The organism is Pseudooceanicola nanhaiensis (assembly GCF_020171315.1).
In the GTDB taxonomy this organism is placed as follows: Bacteria; Pseudomonadota; Alphaproteobacteria; order Rhodobacterales; family Rhodobacteraceae; genus Pseudooceanicola; species Pseudooceanicola nanhaiensis_A.
The window spans coordinates 625,983-640,520 of sequence record NZ_JAIUZP010000001.1 but is presented as its reverse complement, the minus strand read 5'-3'; the positions used below and the strand labels follow the sequence as shown (position 1 = coordinate 640,520).

Genomic DNA, 14,538 nt, shown 5'->3' with positions numbered 1-14,538 from the left:
CTGATCACGTGCGGTCGTGGCGGAATTGGTAGACGCGCAGCGTTGAGGTCGCTGTGGGGTAACTCCCGTGGAAGTTCGAGTCTTCTCGACCGCACCAGGATCACTGCTTCGGCAGAGACGATCCTGAAGATCGACACTCCCCAGTGACGACATCGCCAGAGTTTCCAGCGGCTTTCGCCCTGGCGCCTCCCGGCTGCCTTCCCCCGTCCGGACCATGCGCCCGGCCTGCGTCGCGCGCCCCCATTGCCCTGAAGGCCGACCGCCTTATCTGCTGACCTCTTGATGACAACGAGGACAGCGACGGCCATGACGCCCACCGACGACCACACCCCGCACCTTTCCCGGCAGGAGCGCGAAGACATCGCCGAGAACCAGGGCCTCAGCGCGGTGTCTGTCTATGGCGTCGTGCACCAGGAAGGGATCGACGAACTGGCCCGCCCCGTGACCTCGCTCTGGTGGTCCGGCGTGGCGGCGGGGCTGGGGATCACCGCCTCGGTCATGGCCGAGGGCATCCTGCACGGGATCTTCGCCGATCACCCCTATCGCCCCGCGATCGAGAACCTCGGCTATACGCTGGGCTTCGTGCTCGTCATCCTCGGGCGGCTGCAACTCTTCACCGAAAGCACGCTGACGGCGATCCTGCCGCTGCTGACCCGGCGCACGCCGGGGATGCTGCTGGCCACCGCGCGGCTCTGGGGCATCATTCTCGCCGCGAATTTCACCGGCACCTTCGCCGCGGTGGCCCTCGCCGTCTGGGCCCATTCGATCCCCGCGGAACACGTCGAGGGAATGCTGGCGATTTCGCGCCATTACGCCGAGCTGACCCCGCTGGAGGGGCTGACCTATGGCATCCCGGCGGGCTTCTACGTGGCGGCGATCGTCTGGATGCTGCCCTCGTCCCGGGCGGGCGCGCCCTTTGTCATCATGCTCTTCACCTACCTGATCGCCATGGGGGATTTCACCCATGTCATCGCGGGCTCGGCAGAGCTTTTCCTGCTGCTGATCTCGGGCGAGACGGGCCTCGGTCATGCGGCGGCGCTGCTCGTCTGCACGCTGATCGGCAACATCCTCGGCGGCACCGGGCTCTTTGCGCTGCTGGCCTACGGACAGGTCGCCGACGAGATGCGCCGCTGAGCGTCTGAGCATCACCCCCGCGCCCGCTCGGGCCGGGGGCCTTCGTGCCGGAGCGCACTGGTATTCTAGTATCTCGCCAGACTACGATCCGCCGGACGACCGGCGATTCCCCTTGCGCCGGGACCGCTTAGGAGGAGCGCATGATCGATTTTTACACTTGGACCACGCCGAACGGGCGCAAGGTGTCCATCCTGCTGGAAGAACTGGGCATTCCCTACACCGCCCACGCGGTGAACATCGGCAAGGACGAACAGTTCGCCCCCGCGTTCCTCGCCATCTCGCCCAACAACAAGATCCCCGCGATCCATGACAGCGAGACCGGCCAGAGCCTGATGGAATCCGGCGCGATCATGCTCTACCTCGCGCGCAAGCATGGCCGTTTCCTCGAAGAGGGCGGCGAGGAATGGCGCGTGGTGGAATGGCTCATGTGGCAGATGGGCGGCTTCGGCCCGATGCTGGGCCAGACGCACCATTTCCACCACTTCAACCCCGGCAAGGCGGACTACGCCGAGCAGCGGTTCCTGACCGAGACCGCGCGGCTCTACCGCGTGCTGAACGACCGGCTGGAGGGGCGCGAGTATCTCGCCGGCACCGGCGCGGGCAGCTATTCCATCGCCGACATGGCGATCTGGCCCTGGGCCTCGCGCTTCGAATGGCAGAGCATCAATCTGGACGACTATCCCAACGTGAAGGCGTGGTATCTGCGGATCGCCGAACGTCCCGCCGTGCAGCGCGGCTATGCGGTGCCCAAGGACGTGGGCCCGATCCCGATGCCCTGAGCATCTGACCCGGAAACGCAGAAGGCCGCCCCACGGGGCGGCCTTTTTCGTGTCGACGCGCGGAGGTCAGCCCGCGGCGAAGGCCTCTTCCAGCGCCTGCACCGGGTGGCGCAGGTCCACCTGCGCGAAGCGCTCTGCCTGCGAGCGGCAGGAAAAGCCGGTGGCCAGCAGGCGCCCCTGCCCCTCGGCCACCTTCGAGGCCCAGCTAAGCTCGAAAATCTGCTTGGACAGCGCCCGGTGCTCGGCCTCGTGGCCGAACATCCCCGCCATGCCGCAGCAGCCCGCGCGCTCGGTCTGCAGCGCCATGCCCGCGCCCTCGAAGACCGTCTTCCACCGGGTCAGGTTGCCCGGATCGGCGGAGGTCTCGGTGCAATGGCCGATCATGCGGAACGCGCCGCCCGCCGCCTTGGGCAGTTCCGCCGCATGGGCGGCAAGGAACCGGTCGAGCGAGAGCGGCATCAGCCCCTCAGGCATGTCCTTGAAGTCCTGCCGGTAGAGCATGGTCGCCGCGGGCTCCACGCTGATCAGCGGCAGGCCCGTGGCGTTCAGCTTCTGCAGCTCCGCAATCGCGCACGCCTTCACCTTGCCGAAGGCGCCGAGGAAGCCGCGCACCTGCAACGCCTTGCCGTTGCGCAGCACCGGCGTGTGGAAGACGGTATAGCCCATGCGGATCATCACCCGGGCGGCGGCTTCCAGCACCTGCGGCTCGAACGGGCCGAGGAAACTGTCGCAGAGCAGGATCACCGCCTGTTCCGGCTTCACCCCCGCGGGCAGCGGCTGACCGGGGGCAAGGCGCCGGGCCCCGGCCTCCTGCATCCGCCGGGTCAGCCCGGTGCGATCGAAGGCGGGCAGATCCACCAGCCCCATCACCCGCGCCATCACGCCCTGTCCCAGTGCAAGCGAGGCATTGGCAAGGCCGGGCATCCGGGCCGCCAGCAGTGTCAGCCCCTCCATGCGCCGGATCAGCCGGTCCCGCGGGCCGCGCTTGGCCTCCTCCGTCTCGGCAAGGAACTGCGCCTTGAGGGTCGGGATATCCACCTGCACCGGGCATTGCGAGGTGCAGGCCTTGCACGACAGGCAGGTCGCCAGCGAGACATGCAGCGCATCCGCCGCCTCCTGCACGTCGCCGTCCGTTTCGCGCGCGTGCAGCCAGTCGCGGAACAGCGCGGCCCGGCCCTTGGGCGATTGCACACGGTCCCGTGTCGCCTTGTAGGAGGGGCACATCTCGTTCGCCGCATCCCAGTGGAAACAGGCGCCGTTGCCGTTGCACTCGGTCGCCTTGCCATAGGCACCGTGCCCCGCGATCAGCTGGTCGCGCGCGCCCCGGAAGGGGATCGCGTCGATCCGGTCCACGGGCAGGTCTGTGCCCTCGGCCGTCACCAGCTTGCCGGGGTTCAGCAGGTTGGCGGGATCGAAGGCCCCCTTGATCCGGCGCAGGAAGGCAAAGAGCCGTGGCCCGAAGTAGTATTCGACGTATTCGCCGCGCACGCCCTTGCCGTGTTCGCCCCAGATCAACCCGCCCTGTGCGTGGGCCAGTTCCGCCACCGCGTCCGAGATCGGGCGGATCTTGTCGCGGTGATCGGGCAGGCGCATGTCCATCAGCGGGCGCACGTGCACGCAACCCACATCGGCGTGGCCATACATGCCGTAGTCGAGACCATGGCTGTCGAGCACGTCGCGGAAGCCCGCCACGAAGGCCACGAGGTTCTCGGGCGGGACGGCGGCATCCTCGACGAAGGCCATGCCCTTGAAGGGGCCGTTGCCCTTGCCCATCAGCCCCACCGCGTCCTTGCGCAGCCCGTTGAGCGCGCCCATGACCTCGCGGTCGCGAGTCGCCACGATGCCCACGGCGGGCGTCTGGCCCGCGGCCACGGCCGCCTCCAGCACGGCAAGCTGGCGGTCGATCTCCTCCGGCGTCTCGGCCGAGACCTCGGCGAAGAGATAGCCGCCGCAGCGCGACAACTCCGCCCCCAGCACCGGCTCCAGCAGCGGCCAGGAGGGCGTGGTCTTGCCCAGTCCAACGGTCACGTCGTCGAGGAACTCGATCGCCTCCGGATCGGCGGGCAGCAGGTCCGAGACCGCGCCCAGCGCCACGAGGCTGTCGGCATAGCCGATGATCGCCATGCCGGTGCATTTCGGCAAGCGAACGACGCGCAGTTCCAGCTCTGCCGTGACGGCCAGCGTCCCCTCCGAGCCCGCCAGCAGCTTGGTCAGCCGCAGCGCGCCGTTTTCACCGCGCAATTCGTCGAGGTTGTAGCCGGTCAGTCCGCGGTTCATCACCGGGAAGACGCGGGCGATCTCCTCGGCCTGTCCGGCCAGTTCCGCGCGCAGAAGCCCCGCCACGGTGCCAAGCGGCCCCCCGGGCAGCGGCGCCTCGGCAGGCAGGTCGCCCACATGGGCGGTGGAGCCATCCGCGAGGACGACCTCGGCCGACAGCAGGTAGTCCGACGTCCGGCCATAGCGGCGCGAGCCCTTGCCCGAGGCATCGGTGGCCACCATGCCCCCCAGCGTCGCCCGCGACCCGGTCGAGACGGCGGGCGGGAAGAAGAAACCACGCGACTTGAGGTAGGCGTTCAACTGGTCCAGCACCACGCCCGGCTCCACCCGCACGGTTGCGGTCTCCGCGTCGAAGGAGAGGATGCGATTGAGGAAGCGCGAGGTGTCCAGCACCACGCCCCCGGTCAGCGACTGGCCGTTGGTGCCCGTCCCGCCGCCCCGCGCCGTGATCGGCAGACCGACGGCGGCGGCGGCGGCAAGGGCGGCGCAGATGTCCGCGGTGCTCTTCGGCTCCACCACGCAGGCGGGTTCACGGTAGTAGATGGAATTGTCCGTCGCCGTCACCACCCGGACCGCCCGCGAGGTCCGGGCCTGCCCCTTGAAACCGCGCGAGCCAAGCGCCTGCAGGAACGCGGTGACAGTGGCGGCTTCGTGGTCGTCGACGTGGTCTTTCATCTCTCGCTCTTTCCTGTGCCGCCCGGAGGGGGCCATTCCGATCTTGCGGCGCCCCGCAGGATCGCCCGATGCCGGACACTGTGGAGTGCCAAGCCCCTGTCCAGGGCCTCGCCTCCGCCCCGCCGGGCGAACAGGCGGCGCTGCACCGCACGGGCCCGGCCCAGATCCATCCCAGAACAGGCCCTGCCCGGCCCGTTCCTCATCGGCCAGCGGCGCGGGCTTGTCTACCGACAGCTGGACCGCGCGGGACAAATGCATGTCAGCGGCACAGAAAACAGACACGCCCGCAGGCGCCTTCATCCCTCCCCGCGCGACAGCGCGGCCACCAGATGGGTCAAGAAGGCCTCGACCCGCGCCGCCCGCCCGCTGCGGGGGTTCAGCAGCGCCACGATATCCGCATTCGGCAACCGCCAGCCCGGCAGCACCTCCTCCAGCCGCCCCGCGGCCATGTCCTGCGCCACGCTCCACTCCGACCGCTCAACGATACCGTGACCGCGCAGCGCCCAGTCCCGCACCACCTCGCCGTCGTTGCAGGCAAAGGCGGGGGTGATCCGCACGCCTTGCCGCGCCTCCGCGCTGCTCAACGGCCAGAGGGTCACATCCGCCTGATCCTCCCGCACCACGCCGCAGCGGTGGCGCGCAAGCTCCGCGGGCCGTTCCGGGCGTCCCGCCCGTGCGAGGTATCCCGGCGCGGCACAGAGCAGCCGCCGGTTCGGCGCAAGGAAGCGTTGCGTCATGTCGAGGTCCGGCAGGCGACCCACGTGGATCAGCACATCCCAGCTGCTGCCCCGGATCGCCCCGCGCGGGTCCTCGGCCAGCGTCAGCTCGGGCGTCACGTCGGGATGGGCCTCCATGAAGTCCGCCAGCAACGGCGCGATATGGATGCGGCCGTAGCCGAAGGGCGCGATCACCCTAAGCGGCCCGGTCAGCGCGCCCCGGCGCAGCGCGAGGTCCTCGCTCAACGCCCCCGCCGCATCCAGCAGCGCCGCGCCCCGGCGCGCCAGCAATTCGCCCTCGGCCGTCAGCGACAGGCGTCCGCCGCCCCGGTCCACCAACCGCAGCCCCAGCCGCGCCTCGATCTGCGCGAGGCGTTGCGACACGGCAGGCGGCGTGATGCCAAGGGCACGGGCCGCCGCGGCCAGCGAGGGCGCATCGGCGATGGCACCGAAGAAGCGGAGATCGGAAAGCTCTATCATTAAGCCCAAGCTTAACGTGAACTTCAGCACCCGGAAATACCGGACTTACGCCACATCCCCTATGCTGCGCAGGAGACAGCTGACCGAGAGAGCCCATGCCCCACACCGGCCTTGCCGCCCTGCCCACGCCCTGCCTGCTGCTGGCCGAGGCGAAGATGACCCGCAACATCACCCGCCTCGCGCAGCACGCCGACAGCCTCGGCGTCATCCTGCGCCCGCACCTCAAGACGGCGAAATCCGTGGAGGTCGCCCGCCGCCTGCTCACGGGCGGCACCGGCCCCGCGACGGTCTCGACCCTGAAGGAGGCGGAGGTCTTCTTCGAGGCCGGCATCCGCGACATCACCTATGCGGTCGGCATCTCGCCCGCCAAGCTGCCCCGTGTCGTGGCCCTGCGCGACAAGGGATGCGACCTGACGGTGCTGCTCGACAGCCTGCAGCAGGCCGAGGCCGTGGTCGCGGCCTCCCGCGCGGCGGGCACGCCGATCCCCGCGCTGATCGAGATCGACAGCGACGGCCACCGGGGCGGGCTTCAGGCCGATGACCCGGCGCTGGTGGAGATCGGCGCCTGCCTTGCGCAGGGGGCCGAGTTGCGCGGCGTGCTGACCCATGCAGGCGAAAGCTATGGCGTGAGCGGCCACGTCGCCCATGCCGCCTTTGCCGAACAGGAACGCGCCGCCGCCGTCGCCGCCGCCGAAAGCCTGCGCGCGGCGGGCCTGCCCTGCCCGGTGGTCAGCATCGGATCGACCCCCACCGCGCATTCCGCCCGCGACCTCACCGGCGTGACCGAGCTGCGGGCGGGCGTCTATGTCTTCTTCGATCTCTTCATGGCCGGGATTGCTGTCTGCGAGGTGGAGGATATCGCCCTCAGCGTGCTGACCACCGTCATCGGGCACCAGCCCGCGCAGGGCCGTATCCTCGTCGATGCGGGCTGGATGGCCATGTCGCGCGACCGGGGCACCGCTGCTCAGGCCGTCGATCAGGGCTATGGCCTTGTCTGCGACGCCGAGGGCACCGTGATCCCCGACCTGATCCTGTCAGCCGCCAACCAGGAGCACGGGATCATCACCCGGCGCCCCGGCACCGAGGGCGCCCTGCCCGATCTTCCCCTCGGCACGCAGCTGCGTATCCTGCCGAACCATGCCTGCGCCACCGGCGCCCAGCACGAAGCCTATCACGTCATTCCCGCCGACCCCGGGGCGCCGCTTGCGCTCTGGTCCCGGTTCGGCGGCTGGTAAGGAGAGAGACATGATCCACATCACCGAGGAGCAATCCGCCGCGGCGATCACCCACGAACTGGCCTATGACGCGGTGAAACGCGCCCTTGTGGCCGCCGCGGGTGAAGAGGCGCGGCTCTACCCCGTCGTCATCGGCTATGCCAGCCGGCCCGATTGCCGCTTCACCCTGAAGTCGGGCGCGGATGCAACGCTGGCGGGGGTCAAGATCGGCTCCTACTTCCCGACCAACGATGCCATCGGCATGCCGCGGCACAATTCCTGCACCCTGCTCTTCGATCAGGAGAAGGGGCGCATCGGGGCGATCGTCGAGGGCGGCAAGGTGAATGCCTACCGCACCGCCGCCGCCGATGCCGTGGCGGTGGATGCGCTCGCCCGGGCCGATGCGAAGGTGCTGGCGCTCTTCGGCACCGGGCATCAGGCCGCCTACGAGGTGCGCGCCGTAGCCCGGGTGCGGGCGTTGGAGACGATCCTCGTGGTGGGCCGCAACGCCGAGAAGACCGCGGCCTTCGTGGCGGACCTCGTGGCCGACGGCCTGCCCGCCCGGGCGTGCGGGGCGGAAGAAGCGGTGCGTGCGGCGGATATCGTCGTGACGGCGACGAATGCCATGGCCCCGCTCTTCGAGTCAGCATGGGTGAAGCCCGGCACCCATGTCTCCTCCATGGGGTCGGACGGGGGCGGCAAGCAGGAGCTGCCGCCCGCCCTCTTGGCCCGCGCCCGGCTGACCTGCGACCTGCCCTCGCAATCCACCAGCATCGGCGAGATGCAATATGCGCCCGAGGGTGCGGAGGTGGTGGCCGTGGGTGCTGTTGTCGCAGGCACGGTGCCGGGACGGGTGTCGGAGGAAGACATCACCGTCTTCGACAGCTCGGGCATCTCGCTGCAGGATCTCTACATGGCCGAGGCGCTGATCGCGCTGCTGGCGGCGTGAGAGGCGGCCCGGCGGGTGCGCCGGGCAGATCGGCGGGGTGAAGGGGCGCTGCCCCTCTTGCGCGGCCCGGGGGGCCGCGCAATTCACCCCGGGATATTTTTGAACAGTGGATGGATCAGGGACGCCCCGTCGAGAGGTCGAGGGGGCGTTTTTCCGTCAGGGGCGGGCCCAGAGGAACTGGACCGCGCGGGCGAGGAAAGGCGTGACTGAAGCGCCATGGCTGGCGTCAGGGAAGACCTCGAAGGCACCGGGGAGCGCCTCGGCCATCCGGGCGGCGCGGCCGGTCATGTCGCGCTCGCGCAGGCGGGCGACGCGGTCCGCGGGCGTACCTGCGGCCTCGGCGGCCTCGGGCGCCTCGAGGCCGCCCACGGTGATCAGGACCGGGGGGCCGTCGGGCGTGGCGCCCGCGAAGAGGCCTTCCGGGTCGGTCCAGATCGAAGGGCTGCCGGCGGCGATATGGGAGAAGAGCCCGGGCCGGTCGATCCGGGCCTGAAGCGCGAAGGCGCCGCCGAAGCTGTGCCCGGCCAGCATCCGGTGCGCCGGGTCGATGGAGAGGCGGCCCTCGACGCGGGGGATGAGGTCTTCGGCGATGAAGGTGAGCATGGCCGCGCGCCGGTCCCCCACGAGGTCGGGGCCGCGGCGGTCGAAATCGGTCAGCGTGTCACCGGGCCAGCCGATGCCCACCACCACGGTGGGGGCGGAACCGTTCCCGGCATAGGGGCCGGTCTGCATCAGCACGCTGTCGCGCAGGGTGCCGAAGGTCCAGCCCGCGTCGAGAGCATAGATCACACCGTAGCCTTCCGGCGGTGGCGGGGCCTCGGGCAGGGAGACGAGGATGCGGAAGGGCGCGACCGCGGGGCCGAGGTCGAACTGCGTGGTGCGGGCCGGGGTCCAGGGGCTGCCGAAGGGTTCGGCGGCGGGGGCGGGAGCGGAGGAGGTCTGGGCTGTCATGGGCGTGGCGGAGGCGGCCAGCAGGAAGCTGGCCACCATGGCTACGATGCGCAGGCGCATCAGAAGCTTTTCTTGAGCGACACGTTGAAGGTGCGCGGCGCGCCACGGAAGTTGAACACCGTCGTGGAGCCGACGCGGGTGTAATATTCCTCGTCGAAGAGGTTATCCACGCCGAGCCGCAGGGTGAGGTCGTTGGCGAAGGTCTTGGACGCCATCACGTCCACCACGCCGTAGCCCGGTGCCTCGATCCCGCGGGAGGAGAAGGAGGACATCAGCGTCAGTCGCCCGCCGAAGCTCCAGCCCTGCAGCGCGCCCTGGGTCACGTCATAGGAGGCCATCAGCTTGAACATGTGCTCGGGTGTGTAGGTCGAGAAATCCTCGCCCGCGCTGTCGCCGTTCAGGTACTCCGTATCGGTGTAGGTATAGCCGCCGCCGAGATGCCAGTTGCCCAGCTCGCCGCCCGCTTCCAGCTCGATCCCGCGCGAGCGGACCTCTTCCTCGGCGATGTAGTAGCTCTCGTCCGGCACGGCGACGGGGCGGTTCACCTCCTGGAGGTTGAAGATGGCCGCCGAGACGTTCAGCCCGTAGCCCAGCGTGGCCTTGATGCCCGCTTCCATCTGCTGGCCCTCGACCGGGTCGAGCAGGCTGCCGCTGCTGTCCACATCGGTCTGCGGGATGAAGATCTCGGAATAGGAGGCATAGAGCGTCGTGCGCGGGGTCAGGTCGTAGGTGAGCCCGGCGAAGGGCGTCAGATGCGCGTCCACGTTGCTCTTCGAGGTCGTGGTCGCCCCGGTGGAGATTGTCGTCGCCTCGGTGGTCGCGTCATACCAGCTGAGCCGCGCGCCGCCGATCAGGGTCAGACGTTCCACCGGGGAGAGACGCAGCTGCGTGTAGAGGCCCGTGGAGGTCGCTTCGGTATCGGTCCGGGTGGAGTAATCCACATCCGGCGCAGCGACGGAGGACCCGTCGAAGCTGTCGAGGTTCCAGCTGCCCGAGATCGTGCCGCGCGCCTGGTACATGGTGCTGTCGACCTTCTGCCAGTCGGCGCCCACGATGGCGGTGCCGACCCAGCTGCCCAGCATGAAGGGCATCTCGGCATGGACGTCGAGAGCAAGGCTGTCCTGCTCGAAGTCCCGCGCCAGCCAGGCCAGCCGCGACACGTTGTTGTCGGCATCGGCAGTGGAGCCGGAATAGCCGTAGAGGAAATTCGCCTGCTGGTTCGACTGCCGCAGCGAGAATTTCAGCCGACTTCCGTTGTCGAAGAAATGCTGCGCCGAGACGACCGCGTCGGTGGTCTCGTTGTCGAAGCTGTTCCAGTCGGGCACGATGCCGGAGGAGGTATCGGTCCAGATCAGCGAGCCGTCATCATAGGTCGGCAGGCCGTTGAAGGGCGTGATGTCACGCTCCATGTGGCTGAGAGAGAAGGTCAGCTGGGTGTCCGGCGTCACGTCCCAGGCCAGCGTGCCGTAAAGCGAGGTCACCCCGTTCTCGACCCCGTCGACGAAATCATCGCCATCGCCCCAGGCCGCCACGAGGCGCCCGCGCAGGGTGCCGTCCGCGTTCAGCTTGTTGGCCACATCGACCTCGGCCCGCTTCTGGCCGTTGCTGTCGATCGATGTCAGGGCATAGCCCTTCAACTCGGTCGACGTCGCCTGCTTGAGGCGCATGTTGATCGAGCCCGCGGGCTCACCGGTGCCGATGAAGAGACCCGCCGGGCCCTTCAGCACCTCGACGTGGTCCACGATGGAGAGGTCGGGCTGGGTGCCGTAGATCGAGGAGACCGGCGCGGGCAGACCGTCGAAGTAGAGGTAATCGAACTCGTAACCGCGCGAGTAGATCGAGGAGCGCCCGGTGTCGTTGTTCAGGATCATGATGCCCGGCACATCGGCGAGCGCCTCTTCCAGCGCGGTATAGCCGCCGTCCTCGATCTGCTTGCTGGTCACGACCGAGGTCGACTGGGGCACCTGACGCGGGCTGAGCGTCATCTTCTCGCCGACCGAGATCAGGTCGGTGGTGTAGCTGTCGCTGCCCTCGGTCTCGTAGCTGGAGCCGTCGACCTGGATCTCGTCGAGGACGATGGCGTCCTCCTGCGCGAAGGCCGGGGCCGAGAGGGCGGTACTGGCAAGAAGGGCAAGGCGCAGCGTGCGCGCGGTGGTGGTCATGATGGCATCCCCAAATTCCGACTGTTTAAGTCAAGCTTTAGGCGCTAGGATGCGCGGGAACCAGCCAGAGACCTTCGCGCCACGTTCAGAAAGATTCGCAGAACGGTCAAATTCTCTGGGGGACTGCATGGCCGACATCCGACTGGAAGACATCGCACGCAGCCTGCCACCGGCTGCGGAGGGCGGCCTGCGGGACTTCGGCGCAACCGTGCCCGGCGATCGCATCGTGCTGACGGGCGGGCGCGAGGGGCTGTCCACGCCTTCCGGTCCGCGGGTGAACCTGCAGGACACGGAAGTCACCGAAACCTTCGAGACCCGCGTCACCCGCCCCGCGAACGTGGTGCTGCACATGGTGCTGGATGGCACGGTGGACACCCGGCTGGGCGCAGAAGCGCTGCCCCTGTCGCGCAGCGGAACGGCCCCGGTCCGCCTCGTCTTCAGCGCCACCGCGCGGCCCGCCCCCTTCCGGCGCCGCATCCACAAGGGCCAGCGGCTGCGCAAGGTGACGGTCGTGATGTCGTGGGACTGGCTGGCCGCCCGCGGGCTGGATCGAGACACCGTCATGGCCGGCACCGACCACCGCTGCGAAAGCTGGATCGCCGCCGCCGCCAATGTGGCGCAGGCCGAGGCGCTACTGCGCGGTACCGGCCCCGCATCCCTGCGCCTGCTGGAGAAGGAGGCGCTGGCGATCTCGCTGCTGCGCCACGCGATGGAGGGGCTGCTGTCCGACCCCGCCGGCCTGCGCCGGCAGGATCGCGACCGCTTGCACCGGATGGAAAGTCACGCGCTGCGCCCCGGCCCCCTGCCCACGCTGGAGGAGATCGCCGCCGCCGGGGGCATGAGCCTCTCCTCGATGCAGCGCCTCTTCCGCCGCGCCCATGGCCGCCCGGTGCTGAGCCACCTGCGGGCGCTGCGCATGGAACGCGCAGCCAGCGCCCTGCGCGACGGTCATGCGGTCACCGATGCGGCGCGGATCGCGGGGTACGAGAGTGCCGCCGCCTTCGCCACGGCCTTCCGGCAGCAGATGGGGATGTCACCCTCGCAGTATGCAACCGGGCGCGACTAGGCCGGCAAGCAGGCACGCGGATTGCACATCGAAGGCCGGCGTCCCGGTCAGGCCTTCCGGCTGAGGTTCCGGGTCGACTGCAGCAGCGCGACGCGCCCGGCCAGTTCCTCGTCCCCCGCCTCGGCGGCAAGCCCCTCGACATCCCGCACGCGGATCAGGTCGGGGCGCAGGATGTCGATCATGCCCTCGTCCTCCAGCGCGTGAAACGCCCGCGAGACCGACTCGCGCCGGGTGCCCAGCAGGTGCGCCAGATCGGGCCGGCTGATCGGCACCAGCACGTCGAGGCACTCCCCGTCGACACGCACGACATGATCCACCGCGCGGAACCGCGAACACAGGATCAGCAGAAAGCCCGCAAGCCTGCCGGTGATCTTGTGGCAGGACAGGATCGTCATCCAGTCGCGTGCCCGGTCCAGCTCGCTCAGGATATTGAGCATGAGCGACCGCTCCAGTTCGGGCGACCGCAGCAGGATATCCTCGAAGGTGCGGCGCTGGAAGCAGCAGACCTCCGCATCGGTCGCCGCTTCGATGGTGAACTGGATCGGCGCATCGAAGACCCGGCCGAAGAGATCGCCCTCCACCAGCAGCCCGACGATATGGCGCCGCCCGTCCGCGAGCGTCTTCTGCAGGCGCAGGTAGCCGGACTGGACGCAGGCCACGAAATCGGGGGCGTCGCCGGCCTCCACCACGACCTGACCGGCCGAGAAATGCTGGATGTGACAGGAGGCCTCGAGGTCGTCCATCAGGTCGCCGGCGATCTGGCTCAGCTTGGGAAAACGCCGCAGACCGCAGGCGGTGGCAGGCCCACCGTTGGGGATGACTGACATGAGATCGTGCTCCTCCACCCAGGTGCAGGCCGGTCCTTTTCTCAAGGAACCAGGCAGATCCACATGCATTACGTCCGCACGATTATTGCGGAAACCGCACCCAACACGATCATAAGTAATAGATCAATTGAGGCCGATCAATGGCAAAGCGGACAAACGGTGCCATACTGATCTTCCGGGACTGCAGCGAGTCGATTCGACGGCCCTGTCTTTTCGGAGCGTTCTGGCCCCTGCTGCCAGTCGGACACTCCGTGCGCAAAGACGGCCTGTGATCGCCGCAACACGATCGGGAAGGCAATACCAAAGGACGTCCAAGGGGGGTGACAATGTACAAGATACTCGACGCGGATTGCCCCGCGCAGTGCCGGGAGTGCGTGCTGGCGGGGGCCGAATTGTGCCGCGCCGTCGCCGAACGATCCCGAACGACGATCCGAAGCCTGCAGACCCGCAAGATCGGCCGCGACCGGATGATCGCCGAAGAGGGCACGCCGCCAACGTTCTTCGGCGTCGTGCGCAGCGGCTACCTGCGCAAGGAGAAGCTGCGTGACGACGGGCGGCGGACCCTGCTGGGCCTGCTGCGTCCGGGCGACCTGATCATTGGCACGCAGGATGTCCCGCTGGAATATTCCCTAGAAACCGCGACCGACGTGGAGCTGTGCACCTTCGACATCACCGGCCTGACGCGGTTGGCGCCGAAAAGCCGGATCATCCGGCTGATGCTGATGCAAGATGCCGCCCAGCAACGGGAATCGATGCTGGACCTGATCTGGCGCCGCGGGGCCCTGACCAGCCGCGAGCGCATCATCGACTTCATCGTCACCTCGTCGGAGTTCATGCCGACCGAACCGCAACCCGATGGCGGGGTCATCGTCACGATCAACCTGTCCCGGCGGGACTGGGCCGATCTGTCGAGCAGCTCGGTCGAGTCGATCAGCCGCACGATGACATGGCTTGCCAAGCGGAAGCTGGTCACCAGCCTCGGCGCCGATCGCTACCATATCCACGACATGGACAGCCTGCGCCACTTCGCCGGTCTCGACCCCGTGCTGCCGCACAGCTCCGGGCTGCGGCCGCGGCTGTCGCTGCTTTCTGCCATGAACACGGCGCTGCCCCACGCCGTCCCCGCGGCGCGCCCCGACGTGGACGCACGCCCGTTGTCCGACGCGCCCCTCGGCGCAGTTGTGGCCCCGGATGTCGTGTAAGCCGGGAGCGCGGGATGACAGGGCCTCTCCCCCTCTCCGCCGCGACGCAGGCCCGCAAGACACCGCCCGGGGGGCAGCGCCCCGCCCGGCGGCGGCAGATATGGCC

At 68.9% G+C, this 14,538-nt stretch carries 11 protein-coding genes and 1 tRNA gene; 7 read left to right on the top strand and 5 right to left on the bottom strand.

Features of this window, described 5'->3' with window-relative positions:
* The first annotated feature begins 10 nt into the window (after positions 1 to 10).
* From LCM32_RS02980 to LCM32_RS02970, 3 genes are all read left to right on the top strand, one after another.
* Positions 11 to 97, top strand: a tRNA-Leu gene (locus LCM32_RS02980).
* Between the two features lie 209 nt (positions 98 to 306).
* A complete protein-coding gene (locus tag LCM32_RS02975) occupies positions 307 to 1,134 on the top strand; it encodes a formate/nitrite transporter family protein (protein WP_224819560.1) in 828 nt (275 codons plus the stop codon).
* A 140-nt stretch (positions 1,135 to 1,274) separates the two neighbouring features.
* Positions 1,275 to 1,913 carry a glutathione S-transferase family protein gene (locus tag LCM32_RS02970; protein ID WP_224819559.1) on the top strand — a complete coding sequence of 213 codons (639 nt, stop codon included), beginning with the start codon at positions 1,275 to 1,277 and terminating at the stop codon, positions 1,911 to 1,913.
* 66 nt (positions 1,914 to 1,979) lie between these two features.
* On the opposite strand, the gene LCM32_RS02965 is transcribed toward LCM32_RS02970, so the two are convergent.
* Together LCM32_RS02965 and LCM32_RS02960 are read right to left on the bottom strand one after the other, a co-directional pair.
* Positions 1,980 to 4,865: an FAD-binding and (Fe-S)-binding domain-containing protein gene (locus LCM32_RS02965; protein WP_224819558.1), complete on the bottom strand. Its 2,886-nt coding sequence runs from the start codon at positions 4,863 to 4,865 to the stop codon at positions 1,980 to 1,982.
* Positions 4,866 to 5,161: 296 nt separating this feature from the next.
* Positions 5,162 to 6,061: a LysR family transcriptional regulator gene (locus LCM32_RS02960; RefSeq protein ID WP_224819557.1), complete on the bottom strand. Its 900-nt coding sequence runs from the start codon at positions 6,059 to 6,061 to the stop codon at positions 5,162 to 5,164.
* Positions 6,062 to 6,156: 95 nt separating this feature from the next.
* Here LCM32_RS02960 and LCM32_RS02955 point away from each other — a divergent pair, with 95 nt between their 5' ends.
* The gene (locus LCM32_RS02955; RefSeq protein WP_224819556.1) at positions 6,157 to 7,296 is read left to right on the top strand and encodes a DSD1 family PLP-dependent enzyme; all 1,140 of its coding nucleotides are present in this window, start codon (positions 6,157 to 6,159) and stop codon (positions 7,294 to 7,296) included.
* A gap of 10 nt (positions 7,297 to 7,306) precedes the next feature.
* Positions 7,307 to 8,224, top strand: a complete 918-nt coding sequence (locus LCM32_RS02950; protein WP_224819555.1) for an ornithine cyclodeaminase family protein — start codon at positions 7,307 to 7,309, stop codon at positions 8,222 to 8,224.
* Between the two features lie 156 nt (positions 8,225 to 8,380).
* On the opposite strand, the gene LCM32_RS02945 is transcribed toward LCM32_RS02950, so the two are convergent.
* Together LCM32_RS02945 and LCM32_RS02940 are read right to left on the bottom strand one after the other, a co-directional pair.
* A complete protein-coding gene (locus LCM32_RS02945) occupies positions 8,381 to 9,235 on the bottom strand; it encodes an alpha/beta hydrolase (RefSeq protein WP_263618053.1) in 855 nt (284 codons plus the stop codon).
* Positions 9,235 to 11,337 (bottom strand): TonB-dependent siderophore receptor, encoded by a 2,103-nt coding sequence (locus LCM32_RS02940; RefSeq protein WP_224819554.1) that lies wholly within the window; start codon positions 11,335 to 11,337, stop codon positions 9,235 to 9,237. The genes LCM32_RS02945 and LCM32_RS02940 overlap by 1 nt, the downstream gene beginning before the upstream one ends.
* Before the next feature lie 127 nt (positions 11,338 to 11,464).
* Here LCM32_RS02940 and LCM32_RS02935 point away from each other — a divergent pair, with 127 nt between their 5' ends.
* Positions 11,465 to 12,403, top strand: coding sequence for a helix-turn-helix transcriptional regulator (locus tag LCM32_RS02935; protein ID WP_224819553.1), 939 nt, complete (start codon positions 11,465 to 11,467; stop codon positions 12,401 to 12,403).
* Positions 12,404 to 12,450: 47 nt separating this feature from the next.
* Here LCM32_RS02935 and LCM32_RS02930 read toward each other — a convergent pair whose 3' ends face one another.
* The gene (locus LCM32_RS02930; protein ID WP_224819552.1) at positions 12,451 to 13,230 is read right to left on the bottom strand and encodes a Crp/Fnr family transcriptional regulator; all 780 of its coding nucleotides are present in this window, start codon (positions 13,228 to 13,230) and stop codon (positions 12,451 to 12,453) included.
* 326 nt (positions 13,231 to 13,556) lie between these two features.
* Here LCM32_RS02930 and LCM32_RS02925 point away from each other — a divergent pair, with 326 nt between their 5' ends.
* A complete protein-coding gene (locus LCM32_RS02925) occupies positions 13,557 to 14,432 on the top strand; it encodes a Crp/Fnr family transcriptional regulator (RefSeq protein ID WP_224819551.1) in 876 nt (291 codons plus the stop codon).
* The last annotated feature ends 106 nt before the right edge of the window (positions 14,433 to 14,538 follow it).